Here is a 22,659-nt window from a genome sequence, read left to right as displayed (position 1 = left end):
CCCCCCCTGAGCCACCGAAGAGGAAAAGCCTTGCTTAATCAGCTGTTCCCTCACGTTTTTCTCTATAAATTCGAGGTGGTTCATCGTTCCTCCAGTGGAAATATCCGCTGAATTTTGGTTGCACGAATACCTCGCCAGTTGGCGACAAAAAATAAAGGTGGTTCGTTTTAGTAAGCACCCAACCAGGGCACTTAGTGAAACGGGCGGCTGCCACCGCCAGTTAGCTTTCTCCTGAGGTTGATTTAACGACTGAGGCCTCTCAAGGAACCGGCTGAACGCGCTTTCAGTTGTGTAAAAGGGGCGGTCGACATTAAGGGATTTCAACCTGCCGACCGCCAAGACTACACACAGCATCTGTTACAGCTACTACGGGTTTACCACGGTCCTAACGTGATACTGGCGCGGCATGCAGGATTCGAACCTGCGACCCACGGCTTAGAAGGCCGTTGCTCTATCCATCTGAGCTAATGCCACAACTGGAAGCGCACTCCGCCAGTTAACAAACCGATCCCCATCAGTGAAAGAGGAATGCGCTTTCATGTTGTGTGCCGGTCTGTTCCCGGCTGTCACAGGCTTCACTGGGGATCCTGCCCACCACATCGGCGTTTGGTTTATCGACCTCACCCGGTTTCATTTGGTCTATGCCGTCTATCCGGCCTGTCGCGTATGCCACGCCAGCACCTAACGAGTTTTAACGACCTTTGCCGTTTGCATCATCTTGTCGCCGCTGTTATCGGTGCGGAACCGCCACTGTCCAGGACATTTAAAGGGACCGTCTCCAAGTGGTAACTCTTCCAGTCCCGCTAAGCACCCGTTGAGATGCTTAGCGTGAATGGCTGACATCCTCGTCTCTTCCGAGGTGTCACACCTGATCGCCACGCTGGTGAAACGTCTCTGGCTGTCGTACACAACTGGCTTGCACATTCCGGCTACCCGCTGGATCTGGATACTGAAAGGAATCCCCGGACCGCTGCGGCACATGTGCCATATACCGTACTGCTAACCTACCGATGGTCTTAAACATCATCACCCCGGCGCATACTGAGTATCACCAATAGTAATTAAATGGTCAACACCTGTAGTGATAAAAATATCACGGTTAGTGTTAACTTTATGATTAGTAAGGTGAAAAAAGATGCAAAAAAAAAGAGCCTATTGGCTCCTTATTCGAAGATAGTTTCAGGCCATTGGGCCTTAACGACTTTGCCTATTATTCTGCAATTCTCATTACATTCAATGGCCTGATAGCGAGGGCTGGGGTTAAGAGGTTCGAGCCAGGGCTTCCCGTCTTCACGAACAAATTTTTTAAAGGTAACTTCTGAATCGTTGAATATTCCAGCAACACAGAAATCACCAGGCTCAACATCCTGTTCTGGATCTATGAGTATGAGCATTCCCTCAGGAAAGCTTGGCTTAACTCCGGGAGGTGCAGTCATTGAATGACCTGATACCTCAAGCCAAAATGCAGAATCACTGGCTTTGACAGTGGTTGAAACCCATTCCTTCGCGTCGCGTTCTGTATATGAACTAACGGGGCAAAATGATCCCGCCTGCACTTCGGTTAATAAGGGGTATTCATACACAGAGGATTGATTTCTTCCGTTCGCAATCGCCTCAAACATTGCTGATATCTCAGCTGCAAGGGATGGACTGAAGTCATCGACTTTTACCCCGAGAATTTTAGCGAACTGTGCAGCATGAGTGGCGTTGATAGCGTTTGTACCATTCAGTAGCTGAGCAACACCGCTTTGCCCCATCCCCATTTGTTCAGCCAAAGTCTCCTGTGAGAGCCCCAGCGCTTTTTTCTTGGACTCAAAAATAGCTTTCAGCCTGTTGGCGTCGGCAAGTTGTTCGGCGGTCAATGGTTTCTTTTTCATTCTCATAATTTATCACCGCACGGCATAATCACCAATCACCGCTAGTGTTGACATATTTATCACTAACAGTGATACTCCTTATGTGCAAACCAAGAGGAAAACCAATGAAGATTATTCCGCTATCTGAATATGTTTTGGAAAACGGCCAGGCAAAAACAGCTGAGGCACTTGGGGTATACCAAAGCGCAATCAGCAAAGCTCTCAAGCGTAATCGCCGGGTAAATATCCTGGTTAACGAAGACGGGAAGATTGAAGCCGAGGAAGTACGACCATTCCCTAACAAAAATAAACCTGCTGATCCTGACGTTGCAGTAACACCGTAACCCAGCAACCAGCATTACGTAACTACCAAAGGAAAAACAACATGGTAGAGCCAAGCCTGAAAGAAGTAGTGAAAGCGATGTGCAAAGCATACCCAGGTGGCCGTGAGGCTATGGCCGGTGCTCTCGGCATGTCAGTGACGCAGTTCAACAACAACCTCTACGAGAAGAACGGCTGTCGCTTCTTCGAAGTGAACGAGCTGGAAGCGATGGAAGACATTTCAAACACGTCTCTCCTGGCTGATTACTTCGCGCAACGTCGCGGCGCTCTGCTGGTGGAAGTTCCGCAGCTTGAAGACCTCGATCGTGTAGACCTGTTCACTCGCGCCATGAGAACTGCAGCAGCACGCGGACAGGTTGATCAGATTATCCAGAAGGCCCTGGAAGATGGGGTGATTGAACCGCATGAAGCTGAAGAGATTAACGAGTATCACCGCCGTCACCTGGCTGCGCGTGAAGAAGAAATCCGCGCGATTGTCGCGCTGTTTGGCCGTAAGAAAAGCCAAAAGAAGTGACGCCCGCGAGTGTGCAGCTCCGGGCGTCGTGGCGTGTCGTATTCAGTGGAGAAACTAACGCATGAACAGTTTAAACCGATTGAGACCAGCGAAGCAATTCAGATGCCTTCCACTGGTGGGAAAAGACTCTCCGTTCGGCTATGTGGAGAGATTAAACGACCAGGCTGACGCGAACAACTACCAGCCTGAGAACGCGATGGTAGAGGCTTTTGCTCTGATGAACGAGAAGGGGCGTGAGGAATGGCTGAAGTTAACCGGCGTTTCAGGGACCACTACGGCGTCCCGGTCCGTGTCATCAGATGGGAGCCACAGACTCGACGCGTTATATACCTTCGCGAAGGGTACGATCATGAGTGCTTCAGCCCTCTTGAGCAATTCCAGCGTAAATTTACAGAGTTAAAGGACGACCATGAGCACTAAATTAACCGGTTACGTTTGGGACGCCTGTGCCGCTTCTGGCATGAAGCTGTCCAGCGTTGCCATCATGGCGCGTCTGGCAGACTTCAGCAGTGACGAGGGAGTTAGCTGGCCTTCTATCGCTACTATCGCACGTCAGATTGGGGCTGGTGAGAGCACAGTTCGCACGGCTATAGGACAGCTTGAGAAAGATGGTTGGCTGACCCGCCAACAGCGCCGTAAGGGAAACCGTAACGCTTCCAACGTTTATCAACTTAACGTTACAAAGCTTCGTGATTCTGCCTTTTCTCACCTGTCAGAATCTGACGCGTCAAAATATGACGCATCAAAATACGACCCGTCAAAATTTGATGCGTCGAAAAACAGCAATAACGGCTGTTTTCACCCGTCAGAATCTGGTGGGGATCCGTCAGTAAAATCAACTACTGAACCATCAGATAAAAAACCTTCTTGTCAGGTTGCCCCGCAACCCGACGATGAGAAGGTCGGCAATAAGCCTGATCCTGATGTTTTGCTGACAGATAATTCAAAACTTGTGCTGAAACATCTCAACCTGGTAAGCGGTTCTCGCTTCCAGAACTGCTCTGCATCGCTGGATAACATACGCGCAAGGCTTCGTGAGGGGTTTACTCCGGAAGAGCTCATGCTGGTGGTCGACTACAAACACGAACACTGGAAGGGCCTGAAGGATTACCAGTACATGCGGCCAAAAACTCTGTTTATCCCCGGAAACTTCCCTGGCTACCTGCAGGTTGCTACTCGCTGGGATGCGAAGGGAAGACCGCAACGCGAGGATTGGGATGCAGCCCGCAAGAAAAATTCCCTTACCTTCGGTGGTCCAGACAAAGAGATCCCTTCAGGTTTCAGAGGAGCCAAATCATGAGTTTTCTGAAAAAAATTCAGCTGTTTGTAGCCAACAACCCTGGACTGACTAACAAAGAGATCGCCGCAGCACTGCCGGAGTATGCGTTGCACAGTGTTCAGCGTGCTGTATGTCGCCTTGTCATGCTTAATCGTGCTGAGCGTAAAGGCGAACGCCACAACTTCCGTTACTACGCTAAAGCGCCGGCAGGTCCTATTGGGCCTATCACCCCACGGATGCCGGTTGAGAAAGCAGAAGTAATTCCTGAGCCAAAGCAGGAAGCCGCACCAAACCCGGCAGTCATTGCGATGATGGACAAAGCTAAAGAGCTTTCTGACAAGGGGCTTTATCTGCGTGCAGCTACCGTTCTGATGGAGGCATTCAATCGCTCAAAGAACGAAACCATGCGCACCAAAATTCTCAAAGAGCGTAAGCGCTGCCTGAGTATGGTGCCGAGGGTTAAAAGTACGGGTGATGGTTGGTGTCTGGCTGGCAGAGCGAGGAACGTCTGATGAAATACTCACTGATTTACGCTGACCCAGCCTGGGAATACGGCAACACCGTCAGCAACGGAGCTGCCACCAACCACTACGGCACAATGAAGCTGATCGACATGAAGCGTCTTCCGGTCTGGGACCTTGCTGCCGATGATGCTGTTCTGGCTATGTGGTTCACCGGCACGCACACCCGCGAGGCTATCGAACTGGCTGAAGCCTGGGGCTTTAAGGTCCGCACGATGAAGGGCTTTACCTGGGTGAAGCTGAATCAGAACGCCGAGTTGCGCATCAACAAGGCGCTGGCCGAGGGTGAAGTCACCGACTTTTACGACTTCCTCGATCTGCTTAACGCCGAGACACGCATGAACGGTGGCAATCACACTCGGGCCAACACTGAAGACCTGTTGATTGCCACCCGCGGCGCCGGGCTGGAACGTAAGCACGCCGGGATTAAGCAGGTGGTATACAGCCCCCTCGGCGCGCACAGCGAAAAACCGTGGGAAGTACGGCACCGGCTGGAGCTGCTTTACGGTGATGTGTCACGCATTGAGCTGTTTAGCCGCAGCGCGGCGCCAGGCTGGCACCACTGGGGAAATCAGTGCGCCACCGCCGCGGTGGAACTGCTTCCCGGTTGCGCCATCGATGTTGTTAAGACGGAGGCCGCATGACGCCAGCAGCTTATTACAACGAGATCGACCCGTTTGCTGCCCAGTGGCTGCGTAACCTGATCGCCGGCGGTCATATCGCTCCTGGCGAAGTTGATGAAAGGAGTATTGAAGATGTCACACCTGACGACCTGCGAGGATTCACGCAATGCCACTTCTTCGCCGGAATTGGCGTCTGGTCTCACTCCCTGCGCCTCGCCGGATGGCCTGACGATAAGCCTGTCTGGACTGGCTCCTGCCCGTGCCAGCCTTTCAGCGCGGCAGGCAAAGGCGATGGGTTTGCTGACGAGCGGCACCTTTGGCCCCACTTCTTCCACCTCATCAGCGAGCTCAGACCTCAGCATGTCTTTGGCGAACAGGTTGCAAGCGGTAACTCAAACACATGGTTCGACCTTGTACAAACTGACCTGGAAGGAATGGGATACGCCTTCGGGCTTGTGCCGTTTGCGGCAGCGGGCGTCGGTGCGCCGCACATCAGAGAGCGGGCCTACTGGGTGGCCAACACCACAGGTCAACTACATCACCAATGCAACGACGGTGCAAATGATTTCGGACGGTCGAGAGACGCCGAACAAAATCGGCTGGGCGGCGAGCCTGTGCGGGCCCTTGAGGTTAACGGTTTTTGGCGAGATGCGGACTGGCTCTTATGTCGAGATGGAAAATGGCGTCCAGTTGAACCCGGCACATTCCCGCTGGTTGATGGGGCTGCCGCGCGCATGGGACGAGTCGAGCCCGGGGTGGCACGAGTGGCAAGCAGCAACCGCGTCGGCCGACTCAAAGGCTACGGTAACGCCATAAACGCACAGGCTGCGGCTGAATTCGTCCGGGCTTGCTTGGAGGTTGTGTGAAGAAGCTATCAACCGAGCAGGAAAACGCTGTGCGTGATGTAGCCCGTCAATGCAACGATGCCATCAAAAAAGCCCTGAAGCAGAAGCCAAAGCCAAGCTGGAATGTCGTAGTGCCTCCGATCCTGAAGGAGTACCACGAGAAGGTGAAACCGATGGGCGTAAGCCTGGTGATGTTCAACAGCGTAATAGGACGCCTGAACGGGCGTTATGGAGTTGAGTCATGATCGAATTAACGCCGCGTCAGAGTGAAGTGTATGAAGCTATTAAGGTTCACATCGAGAAGGTTGGCTTCACGCCAACTTTAATAGAGCTTGCTGAACTGATTGGTTGCTCATCGCAGAACGCTGCTGCTGAGCATGTGAAGGCGCTAAAGAAAAAAGGTTACCTCTCCATTGCTCCTGGCGCCGCCAGGGGCATTACCGTCGTCAAATCAGAATGGGATGCAGTTCCTGTAACGATCATTAAAGACCTGTTATCTGGTGGAGACATTGCCAGAGATAACGCTGTGGAATGGCTGAAAAAGCAGGGAGTGACTTTATGAAACTGGTGCTCCCGTTCCCTCCGAGCGTAAACACCTACTGGCGAGCCCCGAACAAGGGGCCGTTAAAAGGCCGCCATCTTATCAGCGCCAAAGGCAGGGCTTATCAAAGTGCTGCCTGTGTGGCTATCGTCGAGCAGCTTCGCTTCCTTCCAAAACCATCAACTGCCCCGGCAGCCGTAGAAATCATGCTGTACCCACCTGACGAACGCCGACGCGACATCGACAACTACAACAAGGCTCTGTTTGACGCACTTACGCACGCTGGTATCTGGGAGGATGATAGTCAGGTGCAGAGAATGCTGGTGGAGTGGGGCCCGAAAGTGCCCGGTGGACGAGTAGAGATATCGATCAAGAAACATGAACCTCTGGCGGGTGCAGCCGCCTGATAAGTGGAGAAGAGCATGAATCAGATGAATATCACCGTAATGTGCCCGACTCACCACGCAACCGCGATGGGGCAGCAGATAACGATGTCCAGCCGTGAGATTGCAAAACTGGTCGACTCACGCCACAGCAATGTGTGTGTGACCATCGAGCGACTGATGAACTCAGGCGTAATTGGGGGGTATGCTGCAATGCAGTACACCCATCCACAGAACCAGCAGGTTTACCATTACTACGAAGTTAACAAGCGAGATAGCTATGTGATCGTCGCCCAGTTGTGCCCGGAGTTTACCGCTCGTCTGGTTGACCGCTGGCAGGAACTGGAGAGCGGGGCAGGAATGGCGGTACCGCAAACACTCCCTGAAGCACTCCGCCTCGCTGCCGACCTTGCCGAACAGAAGCAACGCCTGAGTGATGAACTGGCTATAGCAGCGCCTAAGGCTGAATTTGTTGATCGCTATGTCAAAGCCACTGGATCAATGACGTTCCGGCAGGTTGCCAAACTCCTTAACGCCAAAGAGCCAGAATTTGCGATGTTCCTCATTGAAAACGGCATCATGTACCGCCTTAACCGCGTGCTTACGCCGAAGAGCAAACACATCGAAGCAGGGCGTTTTGAAGTTAAGACCGGCACAACCAACCAGACCAACTACGCATTCAATCAGTCGCGCTTTACAGCAAAGGGTGTTCGCTGGATCGGCGGCCTGTGGGCTGAGCATATCGCTAAGGGGCAAATTGCGTGAGAGCCATACTGACACCTGAAGTTGCGCCAATGTCCGGGGTGGTACTGTTCCGCCCAGGCAACGAATTGCTGTGGTTGTTTCGTCGTGGGCGTGTTGTGATTGAAACGCCTTCCGAAGCAATCCAGCACCTGCCATCTGGCCTGATTCCGGAAGCGCACCAGCCACTGACAGATGATGCCAGTATGCAAGAGCTTTTCCTGAACGAGAGGGTTATTCAGCGTGCTGGTGGCTTGAGCAGCCTTGATGCCTGGCTGGAAAGAAAATTCGAATGCCAGTGGCCCCACAATGACTGGCACTCAAAGGACTTCACGATAATGCGTCACCCACCCGGAAGCATTCGCCTTTGCTGGGGCTGTGATAACCAGTTGCGTGAACAAAATACTGAAAGACTGGCAGGAATTGCCATGCAGAACCTGGTAAAATGGCTACTCGAAAGGGTGAATATTATGCTGGGCTTTAGCTCAGACCACACCCTGACGTTGCCGGAGTTCTGCTGGTGGATGGTACGTAACGATCTGGCCGACCTTATTTCTGAATCAGTGGCCAATAAAGCCCTCAGGATTAAGCCTGAATCGCACAGCTCAGTAATGCGGGAAAGTGAGATTGTTCCGTCATTACCGGCTACTGAAATCCTCCAGGAGAAAGTTAAGAAGATAGTCTCGGTGAAGGTCGATCCTGAATCACCTGAATCTTTCATGCTGAGGCCAAAGCGCCGCCGCTGGGAGAACGATAAGTACACCCGCTGGGTTAAGTCGCAGAAGTGCAGTTGCTGCAATAACCCGGCAGACGACCCCCACCACCTGATAGGCCACGGGCAGGGTGGAATGGGAACCAAAGCGCACGACCTGTTTGTGATACCGCTGTGCAGAGCGCATCACGATGAGTTGCACGCTGATCCTGTGGCATTTGAAGCGAAGCACGGCGACCAGTTGGTGCTGTTGTTTCGGTTTTTAGATCGTGCGCTTGAAATCGGCGTACTGGCGTAAGTGGAGACGCAAGATGATCAATCCTTCTGAAGTTGGCAAATCCGGCGAGATGGTTCGCCTTCGCACTCTCGAAAGCATCTGGGTACAGGGAAAGCTCCGCATGTGGGGCCGCTGGTCATACATCGGTGGTGGCTCCTGCGGAAACATGTTCAACCAGTTGCTTGCATCCGGGAAAATTACCAAGACCGCAATCAACGATGCGCTGCGCCGCATGAAGAAATCCGGCATCACTAAACCTGAGCTGGAAGCTTACCTGCGCGAAATTCTCGACAGCAAAAACAAAAGCGGCCTGGCGTTCTGCTCCGACGAAGAGGGCCTTAAGGTTGATGGTGTTATTGCTTCGGTCCTTATGAATGATGAATACCGAGGGTTGTATGGCGTAATCGTTGACCGTCACCGGCTCCGTAAGAGTAAGCTGCAGATGGCCAACGAGTTGAACTTAAAACATCCTTACTGGACCCTTATCACATGCCGCCGCCGAATAGACACATGGGTAAGTTTGGCAGAATCGCTCCTGTACGCTCCACTTTGTGACGCATTTGGCACAAATAGCGACAGATTCAAGTTGCAGAGTGAGCAAGAAAGTGCTTAAATTGTGTTAGGCTCGGGACAGTAAAGCGTACTGAGCAACAGAACAAAACATAAACCCGCCATCAGTGCGGGTTTTTAATTTTTCAGATATCATCCCTTAAAAAAAAGGGGATGCTATGAAGAAATATCTTTATCTGACTAAACCGGAATGGGTTTTCCCTTGGATCAGAGGTGGTGTTGTTCCTCTGTTTCAGGCAAGTACTTATCTCTCTGATGAGAGAGAGGGGGTTATGACTCCCGATGAGAACTTAATTGATACCTCCACGCATGATATTAAAGCGTTCGGTAATCTCGTCAAATTTGAAGGCGGCGGAACGGTTACATTTATTGACTCAACCTTCAATGGTCATTTCCATCCTGAAACAATTAAGTTTGAGCAAAGGTTTGAAGATGGTCTTGTTCTTTGCCTAGCTAATTCAAAAAGCGCAGATCTTGCCAGAAGACTAGGCAAAAGAGCATGTGTTGAGATTAGCGATGTTGAACTCCTGAAGCGCAATATTGACAAGCAGCTAGGAATTTCTGGAGTTATGAGATCATGTGAATACACTGATGGACATAACCGAGACCATTTTTTGAAGTCTAATCTTGATTCCTGGCAGGATGAGTTCAGGATTTTCTGGCGTGGGGCAAAATCAACACGAGTTTCTATTCCATCAGGAATTGCAAAAGAAGTAAAAATTCGAATCGGTAAATAGCAATAGAATAAAAGTGGCGAAAAGCCGCTTTAAATTAATTTCCAGGCTACCCATTAGGGTGGCCTTTTTTGTTTCCCCTCGTTCTGAGAGGACTCACGGCAATAAGAGGGGGCTCAATGTCCGCAGAACCGATATCTGCTACGGCAACTGCTGGTGTTGCTGCCGGTACTACCGGAATCACCTTCGCCACGATGTTTCCAGAAGCTACTCCCGCCGTAATGCTTTGCTCACTTGCCGGGGCCGCGCTATACGTCCTGAGCAGTGAGGACCATAAGATCTGGAAACAGATACTGTTCGCGCTCATCTCATTCATTGGTGGGGTCTACTGCGCTGGAACAGCATCTGAAATCATCGCTGCGCTAATCAATGCGGCATTAAGTCACCTTTCTCCGCCAGTTTCCGTGAAGGTATCTCCAGCTATGGGTGCTCTGCTGGCTTCATCGGTTTCTGTCACCATCCTGGCTCGTATCCTCAAGCGGTCGAAGACAGGAGACTTACCCGGATTGAAGGGGGAAGAATGACGTGGCAAACACTGATCCTGAACATTAACGCTGTTGCATGCATCCTCATCACCATACGCCTGATGTTCTTCAGAAAGCGGAGCTTACGACGCCGTCGTCTGATGGAGTTTCTGGCGTATGGGCTGATCCTCGCTCCAGCGTTTACCGCTTTCCGCATCTGGCATGGCGATTACGTGCAGGTCGATTACGGAGAGTTGGTCGTCAACCTCGTTGTCTGCATTGCCGTATGGCGAGCCAGGGGCAACATCGCAAGAATCGCAGGGGAAAGCACAACGTGAACCAATCACAATTTCAAAAGGCGGCTGGGCTAAGCGCCGAGTTAGCGGCGCGCTGGTTTCAGCCAGTAAGTGACGCCATGAAAGAGTTCGGCATCACCAAGCCGGTAGACCAGGCGATGTTCATTGCTCAGGCAGGTCATGAGTCAGCTGGCTTCACTCTGCTGGTGGAGAGTTTCAACTACCGAATAGCGGCACTGGCCAACTTCATTCGTGCCGGACGCCTCACAGCAGAACAGGCAAACACGCTTGGCCGCCGTCCTGAAGAGCGGACATTACCGATTGAGCGCCAGCGCGCCATTGCTAACCTGGTTTACAGCAAACGCATGGGGAACAACGCTCCCAGCGACGGCTGGTTATACCGAGGGCGTGGGCTTATCCAGATTACGGGCCTCAGCAACTACCGTGACTGTGGGAACGGCCTGAAGGTTGATTTGGTTAAGCAGCCTGAGCTATTGGCCGAAGATGTGTACGCAGCCAGAAGCGCGGCGTGGTTCTTCGCTAGCAAGGGATGCCTGAAGTATTCCGGTGACTTAATGCAGGTGACGAAGATTATCAACGGCGGAACGAACGGGCTGGAAGATCGTCGATCTCGCTTCGGGCAGGCCAAGACGGTGCTTGTATGAAAAAGTGGCTGCGAATCTTAATCCCACGGTGGGAGACCGATACGGTTGTTCTTCAGGCACAAGGTAATGAGCTTCATATCGTCTGCAGCTACGACGATATTGATCCCGGCGAGATGTTTGACGGTATGTGCGAGCTTAAGACCTTCACCTGGCTGAACTGGTCTTTCCCGTCAGGCGAGCCGATGAACGTTCGATCATTTGAACCGAAGGTGGAAGCATGATCACAGTGCAATTAATCATCACGGTCGCAGTAGCCATTCTTGGCGCTATCGCCGCTTCTTTTGGCATTGGCCATTCACGCGGCACCAGCAAAGCGGAAGCCAAAGCAGACCAGCAGCGCACCGAAGAAAAGGCCGCAGCCACTAAAGCAGTAGCTGAACGCCGCATAGAAGCAACGATAGAGGCCAGCAATGTACAGCAGACTGTTAACCACATGCCTGATGACGATGTTGATCGCGAGCTGCGTGACACGTGGAAGCGTCCCGGTGGTGGTTGATACCGCCTGTGACTGGGTAAAGCCAATCTACCTGACTGATCACGACATCGACGTTATGGACCGCCAGACGAAGAAAGATATCCTGACGCATAACAAAGCGTGGCAGGCGAACTGCCAGAAACAGGAGTGAAACATGCTGCTGTGTTCACATTCAATCGCGGGTAAGTTTCCATACCCACCAAAAATAGAGAAGCCGATGAGCGAAGCTAAACCACAGGACGGAAGCACCGTTAAGGGCTACCGCGAACTCTCTTACGGTGAAATTGGCAAGATGAACCAGTTCAAGGACATCAGCCGCCAGTTCATCAAATTGCTTCGAGAACAAATGGGAGACATCCCTCTGGGAATCGACAGTTGGGAAGCCCAGGAGTGGATAAGACAGGCTGAGTTCGACATGAAGCGCGCATGCATGGCCGCATGTCGAGCCGTTTCCCGTCCAGATGCCGACTGTTAGCCATTACAAAGCTCACCTGCTGGTGGGCTTGATAATGGTTATCCCAACAAGCGGATAAGACAATCAATATACCCACCAGAGGATAAACAATGTCTGAAATCACTGTTACACCTGCACAGCAGATCCGCTTAAACCTGCTGACGAACCTGAACTATGACACCGCTGCAGCAGCAGACGCGATTAAGTTTGTTGGTGACGACCCACTGAAGTATCAACTTTTCGTTAACCAGCTCAGCCGTGTAACTACCGAAATCGGCCCTGTGGCCAGAACCACGAAAGCTATTAAAGCATCTGAAGAAGCTCTGCTGCTGTTTGAAGCTGAATCTGGCAGTTGATCGTCATCGTAAGTAACAGGCCTCGCAGACGCGGGGCTTTTTAATGCGCTTCGCACGCGCAACATGAAGAGAGTCTTTCAGTAGTGAGCCTGGGTGATGCCGTTAGGTTGCGTTTACCTCTCGGGCGGCATTGCCGTGCGGCAGGCTCACGTCTAAAAGGAAACGCACATGAAATATCAACTCGCAAAATTGTATCGCGGTGATCGTTTCTTCGGGTATGGAATAGCCGTGGGTGGCTTGCTTCTAGATGGTCAGGTTTCAACATTGGTAGAAACTGCGCCAAACGAAGTGCCGAAAGTTATTGCGACATTTAATCTCGGTAATGAGCATTCTGAGAAACAGCCGCGAATTGATTTAGACAATCCCGGTGCTTCTAACGAATTCCAGTTTGTGATCCACCCTGATAAGCAATTAACCGTTAAGCAAGTCGAAGAGCTACGTGATTTAGTGAACGACTTTCTTGCTAAGCACAATTTATCTGGTGGTTGTGCATGGAAGTCTTGATTGGTGGTGTTCGTTTTGTACCTGAGTTCGCCAACTCATCGCGCATAGGCATCGCAATCACAACCCATAATCGCCCGGAAGTGCTTAAACGCGCCATTGAACAGCACTTGAAGCATCTTCCATCTGGTGCGCTGGTGGTTGTGGTAGACGATGGCTCAAAACCTGCAGCTGTAGTGCCGGATAACGTGAAGCTTGTTCGTATCGACCCAGCAGGTGGAATTGTCACTTCTAAGAACGCCAGCCTCACCATGCTGGTGGACGCAGGATGTGAGCATTTATTCCTTTGGGACGATGATGCATGGCCAATCGCTGATAACTGGCACCTCCCTTACATAGAATCACCAGAGCCGCATCTGGCTTACCAGTTTCTCGATCTTGCTGGACCACGAAAGATTAACGATATGACCGTCCTTTACCGAGACCGTAAGCATATCGCTTATACCGGGCAGCGCGGTGTCATGCTTTATTACCACCGAAGCGCTATCGATAAGGTAGGAGGTTTCGACCCAGTATACGGTCGCGGCATGTACGAGCATCCTGATCTAGCGTTACGCATTCATAATGCTGGATTAACGTCCTGGGCTTTCGCTGATGTGGTTGGCTCTGAAAAGCTCATTCACTCAATGGATGAGTACGAAGAAGGCGCACGCAGTATACCGAGACCAGAACGCGAAGCGCTCGATAAGAAGAACGCTGTGATTTACGGGCGGCGAAGAGATGCAGGTTATACAGGCTATGCCGAATATCGCTTACAGCGTGACGTGGTTATCACTACGCTGCTGACGAGTCAGCCAGACCCGCAGCGCGGTGCGAAAATGGCGGCCTTACCAGACATGTTGAGTAGGTGGGCATCATCGCTTCGGAATTGTGGCCGTATCGCGCTGGTGGATGATCTGCAGTCGGTCCCGGCAGACGTTGAGCTATACCGCGTTCCTGATGTGAAGATGAATGTCTACTTCCGGCGATGGCTGCACATCTGGCAGCACCTGCGTGATCACCCGGAATACCGGTTCGTCTGGTGTACAGATGGTACAGATGTCGAAATGCTCCGCGCACCATGGGAAGAAATGAAGCCCGGTACTGTTTACGTCGGTTCTGAACCGAAGACCTACGCCGACACTTGGGCAAAGCAGAATCATCCTGAGCGTATATATCAGGAATTCATTGATGCTCACCGCAACAATGTGATGCTTAACGCTGGTCTGCTGGGTGGCACCCGCGCTGATGTAATGGCGTTCGCTCACGGCATCATCCGTCTTTACTACCGGATAGAGAGTTATCGTTTCTGGAAGAAAGAACAGGCTGGCGCTGCGGTGGGTGACATGCTGGCGTTCGGTATTGTCGCGCAGTCATTCGCTGACAGGCTTGTCACCGGCCCTCTGGTTCATACCGTTTTCAAGACTGATGGTATCGGTAAGGAGGCGGCATGGTGGAAACACAAGTGAAGTTTGTTGTGGTTGGCCATCATAAGCGCATTGATACAGCTAAAGAGCTATGCGGCATACTCGATGCTCACATGCTCATTGACTACGAAGACCATGGCGCGAACTGGAACCATCGACGCGCACTTGAGTGGGCAAAAGATCAAAGCTGCCACGTTGTTGTGTTAGAGGATGATGCTCTGCCAGTGGAAGGATTTATCTCTTCTGTTTACGACTGGATTGAGCGTTACCCAGATTCACTTATCAGCTTCTATCTCGGTACAGGAAGGCCACCTCAGTATCAGCTTGAGATTGCATCGAAGCTTATAGCTGCTGATAAGTCTCGGGCTGAATTCATAACGCTCACGCGATTGATACACGGCGTCTGCTACTGTGTCCCACCAAAGCATATCCAGAAAGTGTTGGATAAATGGAGCCATAGTAAAGCTGCTGATTATGCCGTGGGTGATGCGCACGGAGGACCAGTCATCTACCCGTGCTATTCATTGGTTGATCATGCTGATGGTCAGCCGGTTGAACCTGCGCGAGATAAGCAGCCAAGAACAGAACGCCGCAAAGCATGGAGGTTGTATGGGTAAGCTAAAGACTCTACGCCCTCGGTTAAAGTCCATTGATACCCGACGTATTAAGCCAGTGTATGGCGAGAATAGACGAATAAGCGGAAGTGCAAGGGTAGGACTCAAGCGCAGGATATATGTCCGAGATGGTGGCCATTGCTGCATGTGTAGCCGTGTAGTGGATCTGCATGACAGCGAGCTTGACCACCGAATAGCGCTGCAGTTCGGTGGCGATAATGAAACCACGAACCTGTGGACGCTTTGTATCGAATGTCACGCTGGTAAGTCTTCGCGTGAAGCCGCTACTTCCCAGCCAGACGTGGAGGCAATGAAGTATCAGGTTCCAACTGGCGAAGGTCATGCGAACATCATCGTGATATAACAAAATGAGAATCGATATCAATATCATTGCAATATAGTTGCATTTTGAATAATTTCAACATGAATGGTATTCATTCTCATCAACGCCGGGGGGGGTATGGTTGGGTGTCAACGCCGATCGCGCTGGACACCGCGCCCCCTCTCACGCACAGAAAAAATTCCCTTTTGGAGGGTGTTAACGTGTTAACAGGACAAAAGCGCAAATACGCACTGGCGCTGATGTCCGGTTCATCCCAGGCTGAAGCAGCCCGTAAGGCCGGTTATTCCGAGAAAACCGCAAGGTCACAGGGTTCACGGCTGGCAAAAGACCCGGATGTCATCGCGTTTATCAACAAGAAACGTGCTGCAGATCCATATGATGTACCGACCAGGGATGAAAGCACTGCATCACCTCCAGTAGTTAACAGAACAGTAAAAACCTTTGAGGACCCGCTCGAATTTCTTAAGTCGGTAATGAACGACACCACTGAAGAAATTGACACCAGAAAGGATGCTGCCAAGGCAATGTTGCCTTATCTTCATCCGAAGAAAGGTGAAGGGGGGAAAAAAGATGCCCGCCACGCCGCCGCGAAGGTCGCAGCCACTGCCAGTAAATTCGGTGCCATGGCACCACCAAAGCTGGTGGTCAACAATAAGGTGTAACGTATGGCTCAGTGGTCTACCGCCTGTCTCGATTGGGAACGGCGACTTGTTGCTGGTGAGTCAATCATCCCACCACCAATTTTTCCCGATCAGGCAGAGCAGGCGCTTGGTATTTTCCGTGAGCTCCGTGTTTCAGACCTGCCTGGTAAACCAACTTTTGGTGAATGTTCTGAGGAATGGGTTTTTGATTTTGTTAAGGCCATCTTTGGTGGCTACGACGCTGAAACAGGGAACCAACTTATACGTGAGTATGGGTTACTGATTTCAAAGAAAAACACCAAATCAACCATTGCTGCCGGAATTATGCTGACCGCGCTCATACTTTGCTGGCGAGAGGATGAGGAACACCTGATTCTGGCACCAACAAAAGAGGTTGCTGATAATAGCTTCAAGCCAGCGGCCGGAATGATACGTGCTGACGATGAGCTTTCTGATATGTTCCAGATTCAGGACCATATCAGGACAATCACCCATCGGATTACGAGAAATACCCTTAAGGTTGTAGCCGCTGACACTGATACGGTTTCCGGTAAAAAATCTGGCCGGATCCTGGTAGACGAGCTCTGGTTGTTCGGAAAACGGTCGAATGCAGAAGCGATGTTTATGGAGGCGCTTGGCGGTCAGGTTTCACGTAACGAAGGGTGGGTAATATTTCTCACAACGGAAAGCGATGAGCCGCCAGCTGGTGTTTTCAAAGAGCGCCTTGATTACTGGCGTAAAGTTCGTGATGGTCAAATAATCGACCACAAAACGCTGGGAATCCTGTACGAATTTCCTGACCATATGGTGGAAAGTAAGGCATATCTTGATCCTAAAAACTTCTACATCACAAATCCAAATATTGGACGCTCTGTCAGTGCCGAGTGGATAGCCGATCAGCTTCGTAAAAACCAGGCCAAAACAGATGGCACACTTCAGCAGTTTCTCGCCAAGCACCTTAATATCGAAATAGGCCTTAACCTCAGAACTGACCGCTGGGCAGGTGTTGATTTCTGGGAGGCCCAAATCAGGCCGGTGACCTTCACCGATATCCTACAGCATGCTGAAGTTGCCACTGTTGGTATAGATGGCGGTGGCCTTGATGACCTTCTTGGACTTTTCGTGATCGGGCGTGACAAAAACACCCGTGAATGGATTGGATGGGGGCATGCCTGGGCGCATGAAATTGCAGTGCGCCGCCGAAAAAGTGAGGAATCACGGTTCAACGATTTCGTTAAGGCCGGTGATCTGACCATCGTTAAGCGAGTAGGACAGGACACAGAGGAAGTTGCTGAATATGTCAGTCGTATCAATGATGCGGAGCTGCTGGACAAAATTGGTATTGACCCTTCAGGAGTTGGTCAGATCCTTGATGCTCTCGTGGAGGCTGAAATACCTGAAGATTCGGTAGTTGGCGTGAGTCAAGGCTGGCGGCTTGGTGGTGCGATAAAGACCACAGAGCGCAAGCTTGCCGAGGGTGTTCTCATTCATGGCGGTCAGCCGTTAATGGCCTGGTGTGTTGGTAACGCAAGGGTAGAACCCAAAGGTAACGCAATCCTCATTACCAAACAGGCCAGCGGGAAGGGGAAAATTGACCCACTCATGGCCCTGTTCAATGCCGTTTCGCTAATGGCTCTTAATCCCGAAGCGAAGAAAAAAGATTACCAGGTATTTTTCATATAAATCACACGTCAGTTAATGACCCGCTACGGCGGGTTTTTCGTTTCTGGAGGACAGTAAATGAAGCTTGACCGCGCATGTACGATCATGACGGTGAAAGCGGTGGATGAGGACAAACGGATAATCACCGGGATTGCCTCCACACCATCACCTGACCGTGACGGCGACATTATGGACCCTGACGGTGCGAAGTTTGGCAGTGAAAACCCATTTCTCTGGCAGCACGACAGAACCCAGCCAATAGGGAACTGCGCTGCAAAGAAAGTGAAAGAGGGGCTTCAAATCACGGCACAACTTGTGAAGCCAACACCGGACATGCCATCGCAACTGGTGGCCAGGCTTGAAGAAGCATGGGCATCAATAAAATCAGGACTCGTAAAAGGCCTGTCTATCGGCTTCAAGCCAATTAAATACGCGTATCTCGACTCTGGCGGCATCCATTTTCTTGAATGGGAACTGCTTGAAGTCTCTGCAGTAACGATTCCGGCTAACGCCGAGTGTTCAATTCAAACCGTTAAATCTTTTGACCGCCAGTTACTCGCCGCGCTTGGCACTGAGAAACCGGTAGTTAAAAACATTAATTCTGCTGGCGCTTCAGCACCGAATAAATCTTCTCAAAAAGGAAAACCAACGATGAATATCGCTGAACAGATCAAAAGTTTTGAAAACAAACGTGCGGCGCTGGCTGGTTCACTGAGCGAAATCATGAGCAAAGCCGCAGATGAAGGCAGAACGCTGGATGCTGAAGAAACTGAGAGCTATGACAGTGTTTCTTCTGAAATTAAATCTGTAGATGAACACCTGAAACGTCTGCGCGATATGGAAGCCAGTATCGCTTCAACGGCTAAACCTGTAACCAAAGCTGCAAATGGTGAAGTAACCGTGGTCAGTCAGTCCCCGGCTATCATCCGTGTTGAGCAGAAGTTGGAAAAAGGTATCGCGTTCGCTCGCTTTGCAAAATCACTGGCGGCAGGCAACGGTAGCCGTTCTGAAGCGCTGCAGATTGCAAAAAATCAGTATCCAGAAGACACGAAGCTTCATCATGTTCTGAAGGCGGCTGTAAGTGCTGGCACTACGACAGACCCAACATGGGCAGGCGCACTGGTAGAATATCAGGACTATGCGCAAGACTTCGTTGAGTTCCTGCGCCCACAGACAATTATCGGTCGTTTTGGTCAGGGAAATATCCCGTCTCTTCGTCAGGTTCCATTTAACGTGCGAATCCCGGCGCAAACATCCGGTGGTTCAGCAAACTGGGTTGGCCAGGGTAAAGCGAAACCGCTCACTAAATTCGACTTCGCTACGATCACTTTCGGTTTCTCCAAAGTGGCTTCTATCGCGGTGCTGACAGAAGAGCTGATCCGTTTCTCCAACCCATCCGCAGATGCTCTGGTGCGTAATGCCCTGGCGGAAGCGGTAATCGCACGTCTGGATACAGACTTCATTGACCCGGCGAAAGCAGCGGTCGCTGATGTCTCTCCGGCATCCATCACCAACGGCATTACTGCGATTCCTTCAACTGGTGACCCGGATGCCGATGCTTCTGCTGCGTTCGGCCAGTTCATCACAAACAACCTGCAACCGAATGGCGCAGTCTGGCTGATGTCCAGCACTACGGCACTTACTCTGTCTATGCGTAAAAACGCTCTTGGTCAGAAAGAGTACCCAGATATGACCATGCTGGGCGGTACGTTCCAGGGGCTACCAGTTATCGTTTCCCAGTACGTTGGTAATCAGCTGGTACTGGTTAATGCGCCTGATGTGTACCTGGCAGACGATGGCGGTGTTGCAGTTGATATGTCTCGCGAGGCTTCTCTGGAAATGCAGAGTGCGCCGACCCATGACAGCACGACGCCAGCTGGTGTTGAACTGGTATCCATGTTCCAGACGAACAGCGTGGCAATCCGAGCTGAACGCTGGATTAACTGGAAACGCCGCCGCGATGCGGCCGTAGCAGTAATCTCTGGCGTTGATTACAGCACTGGCTCTACAAGCTAAAAAGGAGGGCGGGGGAAACCCCGCCATTTCAGATGGCAAAAATCAGATACCTTCAGCGTACACATGACTCATTGCCAGGTGATGAGAAAATTGTGAATGACCAGTGCGCAAAGGTGCTGGTTCTGCTGAACAAAGCGGAATACGTGACCGGCAAAAAAGCAGGGGTGCGTAAAAACAAAAAAGAAAACGCGGAGAATGGCTGATGTGGAACCCTTTTAGACGGAAAGAGAAAGCGCTACAGCAACCACCATCCGGCGTATGGACTCCACTTTTTTCTTTCGTTCGTGAGCCATTTGGTGGGGCATGGCAGCGAAATATGGAAGTCAGGAATGAAACGGTACTTTCATACTATGCAGTCTTTTCCTGCATTACGTTGATCGCCAGTGACATTTCTAAGATGTCACCTGCTATTCAATCAAAGGATTCTAACGGTATCTGGAAAGATGTTTCTGATGCCAGTTTCGACACTCTTATCGCCAAACCAAACCAGTTTCAGAACACGATTCAGTTCTTTGAAACATGGATGAACTCGAAACTTTCACGCGGTAATACCTACGTGATGAAGGTAAAAAATAATGCTGGAAAGATTACTGAGCTCCGTATTCTTGATCCGGATAAAGTTATCCCTCTGGTTGCTGATGATGGTTCTGTCTTTTACCAGATCAGCCCTGACAAGATTAGCGGTCTCCCTACACAGGTTACGGTGCCGGCAAGAGAGATCATTCATGACCGTTTTAACTCCCTGTTTCACCCACTGATTGGCATTTCACCTATCTACGCCTGTGGCTTGGCTGCAATGCAGGGTAAACACATTCAGGAAAGCTCAGCATTCTTCTTTAAAAACGGCGGCAAGCCCAGCGGCGTGATTACCATCCCTGGCGCTATTGATGCTGAAAAAGCAAAAGAAATTAAGGCAGCATGGGATGTAGGTTATACCGGTGAGAACGCAGGTAAAACTGGGCTGCTATCTGGTGGAGCTGAATATAAAGCAATTACCATGTCTGCAGTGGATGCACAGACGGTAGAACAGCAAAAACTTTCTGCTGAAATGGTTTGCTCAGCATTTCACGTACCGGCATATAAGGCTGGAGTCGGTGAAATACCAAGTTCTGACAACGTGGAGGCACTTGAACAGCAATACTATTCACAGTGCCTTCAGGTGCTCATTGAGTCAATTGAGGCACTGCTTAAGGAAACCTTCGACCTTGGCCAAAATAAGCGTGTTGAGCTTGATATTGGCGCATTGCTGCGCATGGATAGCGAACGCAGAATGAAAGCACTTGGTGAAGGGGTTAAAAACACAATTCTTACACCTAACGAAGCAAGAAAAAGTGAAAACCTTCCACCTGTTGAAGGTGGAGATGATCTTTTCCTGCAACAGCAAAACTTCAGCCTCCCTGCACTTGCAAGGCGCGATGCGTCAGATAACCCATTTGGTAAAAATACTTCTGATCCTACGCCCCCTGCGAAATCAGCCATTTCTCTGGTTGAAAAGTCATTCGTAAAAACTTCACTGAGAGGGATTATTAACAATGGATGAGCGCGAATTATCTATCATTCAGGCGATCGGTGAAGAGGTGAGGGATATCATCACCGCTATGAAATCTCAGTTTGAAAGGGAAGTGAAGAGTCTCGTTACTGATGCGGTGAAGGCTGCTGTAGCTGATATTCCAGCACCGGTATTGCCAGAGTTGCCAGACATTACGCAACTGGTAGAGGATGCGGTTAAGGCCGCCGTGGCCGAGATTCCAGCACCGGTAATTCCAGAGCTTCCTGACGTTACGCAACTGGTCAACGATGCGGTGAAGTCCGCTGTGGCTGAGATTCCGGCACCGATAGTTCCAGAGTTGCCAGACATTACGCAACTGGTAGAGGATGCGGTTAAGGCCGCCGTGGCCGAGATTCCGGAACCGGTAGTTCCAGAGTTGCCAGACGTTCCTAAGTTGGTTGCTGATGCAGTTAAAGCAGCGGTTGACGAGATACCTGAACCGATCACCCCGAGCGATGGGCGAGATGCCCTGCAAATTGAATTAGAACCGTGCATTGATGAAACAAAATCCTACCCACGTGGAACGTATGCGACTCACAAAGGAGGGCTATGGCGTTCTTATCAGAAGACCGACGGAATGCGCGGATGGGAATGTATTGTGGACGGTGTCGCCGGGGTCAACATCCAGCAGGATGAAGAACGTCTCTTCACTATCTCACTTGAAAAAGCCAGCGGACTTGTTGACGTAAAAACATTTGCTATCCCGGTCACCATTTACCGCGATGTATTTAAGGCGGGTAAAGAGTACGAACCTGGAGACACCGTAACCTGGGCTGGTTCGCTATGGCACTGCAATGAAAAAACTGCAGATAAGCCAGGTGAACCAGGTACAAAAGGTTGGACGCTTGCAGTTAAGAAGGGACGGGACTTGAGGGATAAACCATGATTGAACTGGTAGACCTTGACGAAGCAAAGCTTCACCTTCGAATTGATGATGATTATGGAGACTCCGATCTTGAGATGAAAATACAGGGCGGAAGCGCTGCCATATTGTCTTTCATTCAGGGAAGTCGTGAGCTCGTTGTTGATAGTTCCGGGGTTCTGGTAGAGGGAGAGCCGCTTAAGCGCTGCCAGACAGCCTTGCTTGTTTTGCTTGGCTATCTGGACAGGAACCGTGGCGGTGAGGAAGAAGAAAAACTGAAGCAGGGTGAACTCCCTTACGCTGTCACCATGCTGATTTATGACCTTCGAAGGCCGACAATAATTTAAGGAGTTGATATGGCTTGTGCAGGTTGTGCCCGCCGCCGTGAATGGATAAAAAAATGGATGAAAAAAGCCT

Annotated in this window: 33 protein-coding genes and 1 tRNA gene; 32 read left to right on the top strand and 2 right to left on the bottom strand. The window is 50.9% G+C overall.

Annotation, left to right across the window (positions count from 1 at the left end):
• Positions 1-397: 397 nt before the first annotated feature.
• Positions 398-474: transfer RNA gene (locus P346_RS13280), tRNA-Arg, on the bottom strand.
• A 689-nt stretch (positions 475-1,163) separates the two neighbouring features.
• Complete coding sequence (locus P346_RS13285) at positions 1,164-1,883, bottom strand: LexA family protein (protein ID WP_032622319.1); 720 nt, start codon at positions 1,881-1,883, stop codon at positions 1,164-1,166.
• A gap of 98 nt (positions 1,884-1,981) precedes the next feature.
• Here P346_RS13285 and P346_RS13290 point away from each other — a divergent pair, with 98 nt between their 5' ends.
• The 32 genes from P346_RS13290 (at position 1,982) to P346_RS13415 (ending at position 22,589) form a co-directional block, all read left to right on the top strand.
• Positions 1,982-2,200: a Cro/CI family transcriptional regulator gene (locus tag P346_RS13290; RefSeq protein WP_023305900.1), complete on the top strand. Its 219-nt coding sequence runs from the start codon at positions 1,982-1,984 to the stop codon at positions 2,198-2,200.
• A 41-nt stretch (positions 2,201-2,241) separates the two neighbouring features.
• Positions 2,242-2,712: a YmfL family putative regulatory protein gene (locus P346_RS13295; RefSeq protein WP_032659082.1), complete on the top strand. Its 471-nt coding sequence runs from the start codon at positions 2,242-2,244 to the stop codon at positions 2,710-2,712.
• Positions 2,713-2,952: 240 nt separating this feature from the next.
• Complete coding sequence (locus P346_RS22430; RefSeq protein ID WP_071995965.1) at positions 2,953-3,132, top strand: DUF4222 domain-containing protein; 180 nt, start codon at positions 2,953-2,955, stop codon at positions 3,130-3,132.
• Positions 3,122-4,012: a conserved phage C-terminal domain-containing protein gene (locus P346_RS13305; protein WP_032659078.1), complete on the top strand. Its 891-nt coding sequence runs from the start codon at positions 3,122-3,124 to the stop codon at positions 4,010-4,012. Before P346_RS22430 ends, P346_RS13305 begins: the two co-directional genes overlap by 11 nt.
• Positions 4,009-4,503, top strand: coding sequence for a hypothetical protein (locus tag P346_RS13310; protein WP_032659076.1), 495 nt, complete (start codon positions 4,009-4,011; stop codon positions 4,501-4,503). The genes P346_RS13305 and P346_RS13310 overlap by 4 nt, the downstream gene beginning before the upstream one ends.
• Complete coding sequence (locus tag P346_RS13315; protein ID WP_032659564.1) at positions 4,500-5,156, top strand: MT-A70 family methyltransferase; 657 nt, start codon at positions 4,500-4,502, stop codon at positions 5,154-5,156. Before P346_RS13310 ends, P346_RS13315 begins: the two co-directional genes overlap by 4 nt.
• Positions 5,153-6,001 (top strand): DNA cytosine methyltransferase, encoded by an 849-nt coding sequence (locus P346_RS13320; RefSeq protein WP_032659075.1) that lies wholly within the window; start codon positions 5,153-5,155, stop codon positions 5,999-6,001. The genes P346_RS13315 and P346_RS13320 overlap by 4 nt, the downstream gene beginning before the upstream one ends.
• On the top strand, positions 5,998-6,225 hold the full coding sequence (locus tag P346_RS13325; protein ID WP_032659073.1) for a hypothetical protein: 228 nt from the start codon (positions 5,998-6,000) through the stop codon (positions 6,223-6,225). Before P346_RS13320 ends, P346_RS13325 begins: the two co-directional genes overlap by 4 nt.
• On the top strand, positions 6,222-6,542 hold the full coding sequence (locus P346_RS13330; RefSeq protein WP_032659072.1) for a LexA family transcriptional regulator: 321 nt from the start codon (positions 6,222-6,224) through the stop codon (positions 6,540-6,542). Before P346_RS13325 ends, P346_RS13330 begins: the two co-directional genes overlap by 4 nt.
• Positions 6,539-6,928 (top strand): RusA family crossover junction endodeoxyribonuclease, encoded by a 390-nt coding sequence (locus P346_RS13335; RefSeq protein ID WP_023338483.1) that lies wholly within the window; start codon positions 6,539-6,541, stop codon positions 6,926-6,928. Before P346_RS13330 ends, P346_RS13335 begins: the two co-directional genes overlap by 4 nt.
• 15 nt (positions 6,929-6,943) lie before the next feature.
• Complete coding sequence (locus P346_RS13340) at positions 6,944-7,669, top strand: phage antirepressor KilAC domain-containing protein (RefSeq protein ID WP_050597626.1); 726 nt, start codon at positions 6,944-6,946, stop codon at positions 7,667-7,669.
• Positions 7,666-8,655, top strand: a complete 990-nt coding sequence (locus P346_RS0121635) for a DUF968 domain-containing protein (RefSeq protein WP_032659070.1) — start codon at positions 7,666-7,668, stop codon at positions 8,653-8,655. Before P346_RS13340 ends, P346_RS0121635 begins: the two co-directional genes overlap by 4 nt.
• A 13-nt stretch (positions 8,656-8,668) precedes the next feature.
• Positions 8,669-9,247, top strand: a complete 579-nt coding sequence (locus tag P346_RS13345) for a DUF1133 family protein (protein ID WP_032659069.1) — start codon at positions 8,669-8,671, stop codon at positions 9,245-9,247.
• 115 nt (positions 9,248-9,362) lie between these two features.
• Positions 9,363-9,941: a hypothetical protein gene (locus tag P346_RS13350; RefSeq protein WP_032659067.1), complete on the top strand. Its 579-nt coding sequence runs from the start codon at positions 9,363-9,365 to the stop codon at positions 9,939-9,941.
• Positions 9,942-10,057: 116 nt separating this feature from the next.
• On the top strand, positions 10,058-10,462 hold the full coding sequence (locus P346_RS0121630) for a putative holin (protein ID WP_032264642.1): 405 nt from the start codon (positions 10,058-10,060) through the stop codon (positions 10,460-10,462).
• Complete coding sequence (locus P346_RS13355; RefSeq protein ID WP_000220248.1) at positions 10,459-10,740, top strand: phage holin family protein; 282 nt, start codon at positions 10,459-10,461, stop codon at positions 10,738-10,740. The genes P346_RS0121630 and P346_RS13355 overlap by 4 nt, the downstream gene beginning before the upstream one ends.
• On the top strand, positions 10,737-11,363 hold the full coding sequence (locus tag P346_RS13360) for a glycoside hydrolase family 19 protein (protein WP_032659066.1): 627 nt from the start codon (positions 10,737-10,739) through the stop codon (positions 11,361-11,363). The genes P346_RS13355 and P346_RS13360 overlap by 4 nt, the downstream gene beginning before the upstream one ends.
• Positions 11,360-11,584, top strand: a complete 225-nt coding sequence (locus P346_RS13365; RefSeq protein ID WP_032659065.1) for a hypothetical protein — start codon at positions 11,360-11,362, stop codon at positions 11,582-11,584. Before P346_RS13360 ends, P346_RS13365 begins: the two co-directional genes overlap by 4 nt.
• Positions 11,581-11,859 (top strand): hypothetical protein, encoded by a 279-nt coding sequence (locus tag P346_RS0121625; protein ID WP_443112210.1) that lies wholly within the window; start codon positions 11,581-11,583, stop codon positions 11,857-11,859. The genes P346_RS13365 and P346_RS0121625 overlap by 4 nt, the downstream gene beginning before the upstream one ends.
• Positions 11,810-11,989: a hypothetical protein gene (locus P346_RS23455; protein WP_050597625.1), complete on the top strand. Its 180-nt coding sequence runs from the start codon at positions 11,810-11,812 to the stop codon at positions 11,987-11,989. The genes P346_RS0121625 and P346_RS23455 overlap by 50 nt, the downstream gene beginning before the upstream one ends.
• Positions 11,990-12,055: 66 nt before the next feature.
• Positions 12,056-12,313: an Acb2/Tad1 domain-containing protein gene (locus tag P346_RS13370; RefSeq protein ID WP_032659557.1), complete on the top strand. Its 258-nt coding sequence runs from the start codon at positions 12,056-12,058 to the stop codon at positions 12,311-12,313.
• A gap of 89 nt (positions 12,314-12,402) precedes the next feature.
• Positions 12,403-12,648 carry a DUF2560 family protein gene (locus P346_RS13375; RefSeq protein WP_032659062.1) on the top strand — a complete coding sequence of 82 codons (246 nt, stop codon included), beginning with the start codon at positions 12,403-12,405 and terminating at the stop codon, positions 12,646-12,648.
• A 168-nt stretch (positions 12,649-12,816) separates the two neighbouring features.
• Complete coding sequence (locus tag P346_RS23450) at positions 12,817-13,152, top strand: hypothetical protein (protein WP_071995964.1); 336 nt, start codon at positions 12,817-12,819, stop codon at positions 13,150-13,152.
• Positions 13,140-14,597: a glycosyltransferase family 2 protein gene (locus P346_RS13380; protein ID WP_032659061.1), complete on the top strand. Its 1,458-nt coding sequence runs from the start codon at positions 13,140-13,142 to the stop codon at positions 14,595-14,597. The genes P346_RS23450 and P346_RS13380 overlap by 13 nt, the downstream gene beginning before the upstream one ends.
• On the top strand, positions 14,579-15,172 hold the full coding sequence (locus P346_RS13385; RefSeq protein ID WP_032659058.1) for a hypothetical protein: 594 nt from the start codon (positions 14,579-14,581) through the stop codon (positions 15,170-15,172). Before P346_RS13380 ends, P346_RS13385 begins: the two co-directional genes overlap by 19 nt.
• Positions 15,165-15,533, top strand: a complete 369-nt coding sequence (locus tag P346_RS0121610) for an HNH endonuclease (protein WP_032659055.1) — start codon at positions 15,165-15,167, stop codon at positions 15,531-15,533. Before P346_RS13385 ends, P346_RS0121610 begins: the two co-directional genes overlap by 8 nt.
• Before the next feature lie 179 nt (positions 15,534-15,712).
• Positions 15,713-16,174 (top strand): terminase small subunit, encoded by a 462-nt coding sequence (locus P346_RS13390; RefSeq protein ID WP_032659552.1) that lies wholly within the window; start codon positions 15,713-15,715, stop codon positions 16,172-16,174.
• Between the two features lie 3 nt (positions 16,175-16,177).
• Positions 16,178-17,836, top strand: a complete 1,659-nt coding sequence (locus tag P346_RS13395; protein WP_032659053.1) for a terminase large subunit — start codon at positions 16,178-16,180, stop codon at positions 17,834-17,836.
• Between the two features lie 57 nt (positions 17,837-17,893).
• Positions 17,894-19,831, top strand: coding sequence for a phage major capsid protein (locus tag P346_RS13400; RefSeq protein ID WP_032659050.1), 1,938 nt, complete (start codon positions 17,894-17,896; stop codon positions 19,829-19,831).
• Positions 19,832-20,033: 202 nt separating this feature from the next.
• Positions 20,034-21,371, top strand: a complete 1,338-nt coding sequence (locus P346_RS13405; protein WP_032659049.1) for a phage portal protein — start codon at positions 20,034-20,036, stop codon at positions 21,369-21,371.
• Positions 21,364-22,266, top strand: coding sequence for a hypothetical protein (locus tag P346_RS13410; protein ID WP_032659046.1), 903 nt, complete (start codon positions 21,364-21,366; stop codon positions 22,264-22,266). Before P346_RS13405 ends, P346_RS13410 begins: the two co-directional genes overlap by 8 nt.
• A complete protein-coding gene (locus P346_RS13415) occupies positions 22,263-22,589 on the top strand; it encodes a head-tail connector protein (protein ID WP_032659043.1) in 327 nt (108 codons plus the stop codon). Before P346_RS13410 ends, P346_RS13415 begins: the two co-directional genes overlap by 4 nt.
• Positions 22,590-22,659 lie beyond the last annotated feature (70 nt).

Source organism: Enterobacter sp. DC1, assembly GCF_000568075.1.
Lineage (GTDB): Bacteria > Pseudomonadota > Gammaproteobacteria > Enterobacterales > Enterobacteriaceae > Enterobacter > Enterobacter asburiae.
Note: the sequence above shows the minus strand (reverse complement) of the source record. Positions and strands in the feature narration are given on the sequence as shown.

Bases quoted from the DNA above. Each gene is read 5' to 3' on its own strand.
- P346_RS13330 (WP_032659072.1), top strand. From the start codon at position 6,222: ATGATCGAATTAACGCCGCGTCAGAGTGAAGTGTATGAAGCTATTAAG.
- P346_RS13345 (WP_032659069.1), top strand. From the start codon at position 8,669: ATGATCAATCCTTCTGAAGTTGGCAAATCCGGCGAGATGGTTCGCCTT.
- P346_RS0121625 (WP_443112210.1), top strand. From the start codon at position 11,581: ATGATCACAGTGCAATTAATCATCACGGTCGCAGTAGCCATTCTTGGC.
- P346_RS13400 (WP_032659050.1), top strand. From the start codon at position 17,894: ATGAAGCTTGACCGCGCATGTACGATCATGACGGTGAAAGCGGTGGAT.
- P346_RS13305 (WP_032659078.1), top strand. From the start codon at position 3,122: ATGAGCACTAAATTAACCGGTTACGTTTGGGACGCCTGTGCCGCTTCT.
- P346_RS23450 (WP_071995964.1), top strand. From the start codon at position 12,817: ATGAAATATCAACTCGCAAAATTGTATCGCGGTGATCGTTTCTTCGGG.
- P346_RS13355 (WP_000220248.1), top strand. From the start codon at position 10,459: ATGACGTGGCAAACACTGATCCTGAACATTAACGCTGTTGCATGCATC.
- P346_RS13285 (WP_032622319.1), bottom strand. From the start codon at position 1,883: ATGAGAATGAAAAAGAAACCATTGACCGCCGAACAACTTGCCGACGCC.
- P346_RS0121610 (WP_032659055.1), top strand. From the start codon at position 15,165: ATGGGTAAGCTAAAGACTCTACGCCCTCGGTTAAAGTCCATTGATACC.
- P346_RS13365 (WP_032659065.1), top strand. From the start codon at position 11,360: ATGAAAAAGTGGCTGCGAATCTTAATCCCACGGTGGGAGACCGATACG.
- P346_RS13370 (WP_032659557.1), top strand. From the start codon at position 12,056: ATGAGCGAAGCTAAACCACAGGACGGAAGCACCGTTAAGGGCTACCGC.
- P346_RS13385 (WP_032659058.1), top strand. From the start codon at position 14,579: ATGGTGGAAACACAAGTGAAGTTTGTTGTGGTTGGCCATCATAAGCGC.
- P346_RS0121630 (WP_032264642.1), top strand. From the start codon at position 10,058: ATGTCCGCAGAACCGATATCTGCTACGGCAACTGCTGGTGTTGCTGCC.
- P346_RS13415 (WP_032659043.1), top strand. From the start codon at position 22,263: ATGATTGAACTGGTAGACCTTGACGAAGCAAAGCTTCACCTTCGAATT.
- P346_RS13395 (WP_032659053.1), top strand. From the start codon at position 16,178: ATGGCTCAGTGGTCTACCGCCTGTCTCGATTGGGAACGGCGACTTGTT.
- P346_RS13410 (WP_032659046.1), top strand. From the start codon at position 21,364: ATGGATGAGCGCGAATTATCTATCATTCAGGCGATCGGTGAAGAGGTG.
- P346_RS13295 (WP_032659082.1), top strand. From the start codon at position 2,242: ATGGTAGAGCCAAGCCTGAAAGAAGTAGTGAAAGCGATGTGCAAAGCA.
- P346_RS13350 (WP_032659067.1), top strand. From the start codon at position 9,363: ATGAAGAAATATCTTTATCTGACTAAACCGGAATGGGTTTTCCCTTGG.
- P346_RS13320 (WP_032659075.1), top strand. From the start codon at position 5,153: ATGACGCCAGCAGCTTATTACAACGAGATCGACCCGTTTGCTGCCCAG.
- P346_RS23455 (WP_050597625.1), top strand. From the start codon at position 11,810: ATGTTGATCGCGAGCTGCGTGACACGTGGAAGCGTCCCGGTGGTGGTT.
- P346_RS13290 (WP_023305900.1), top strand. From the start codon at position 1,982: ATGAAGATTATTCCGCTATCTGAATATGTTTTGGAAAACGGCCAGGCA.
- P346_RS13310 (WP_032659076.1), top strand. From the start codon at position 4,009: ATGAGTTTTCTGAAAAAAATTCAGCTGTTTGTAGCCAACAACCCTGGA.
- P346_RS13335 (WP_023338483.1), top strand. From the start codon at position 6,539: ATGAAACTGGTGCTCCCGTTCCCTCCGAGCGTAAACACCTACTGGCGA.
- P346_RS22430 (WP_071995965.1), top strand. From the start codon at position 2,953: ATGGCTGAAGTTAACCGGCGTTTCAGGGACCACTACGGCGTCCCGGTC.
- P346_RS13375 (WP_032659062.1), top strand. From the start codon at position 12,403: ATGTCTGAAATCACTGTTACACCTGCACAGCAGATCCGCTTAAACCTG.
- P346_RS13340 (WP_050597626.1), top strand. From the start codon at position 6,944: ATGAATCAGATGAATATCACCGTAATGTGCCCGACTCACCACGCAACC.
- P346_RS13405 (WP_032659049.1), top strand. From the start codon at position 20,034: ATGTGGAACCCTTTTAGACGGAAAGAGAAAGCGCTACAGCAACCACCA.
- P346_RS13380 (WP_032659061.1), top strand. From the start codon at position 13,140: ATGGAAGTCTTGATTGGTGGTGTTCGTTTTGTACCTGAGTTCGCCAAC.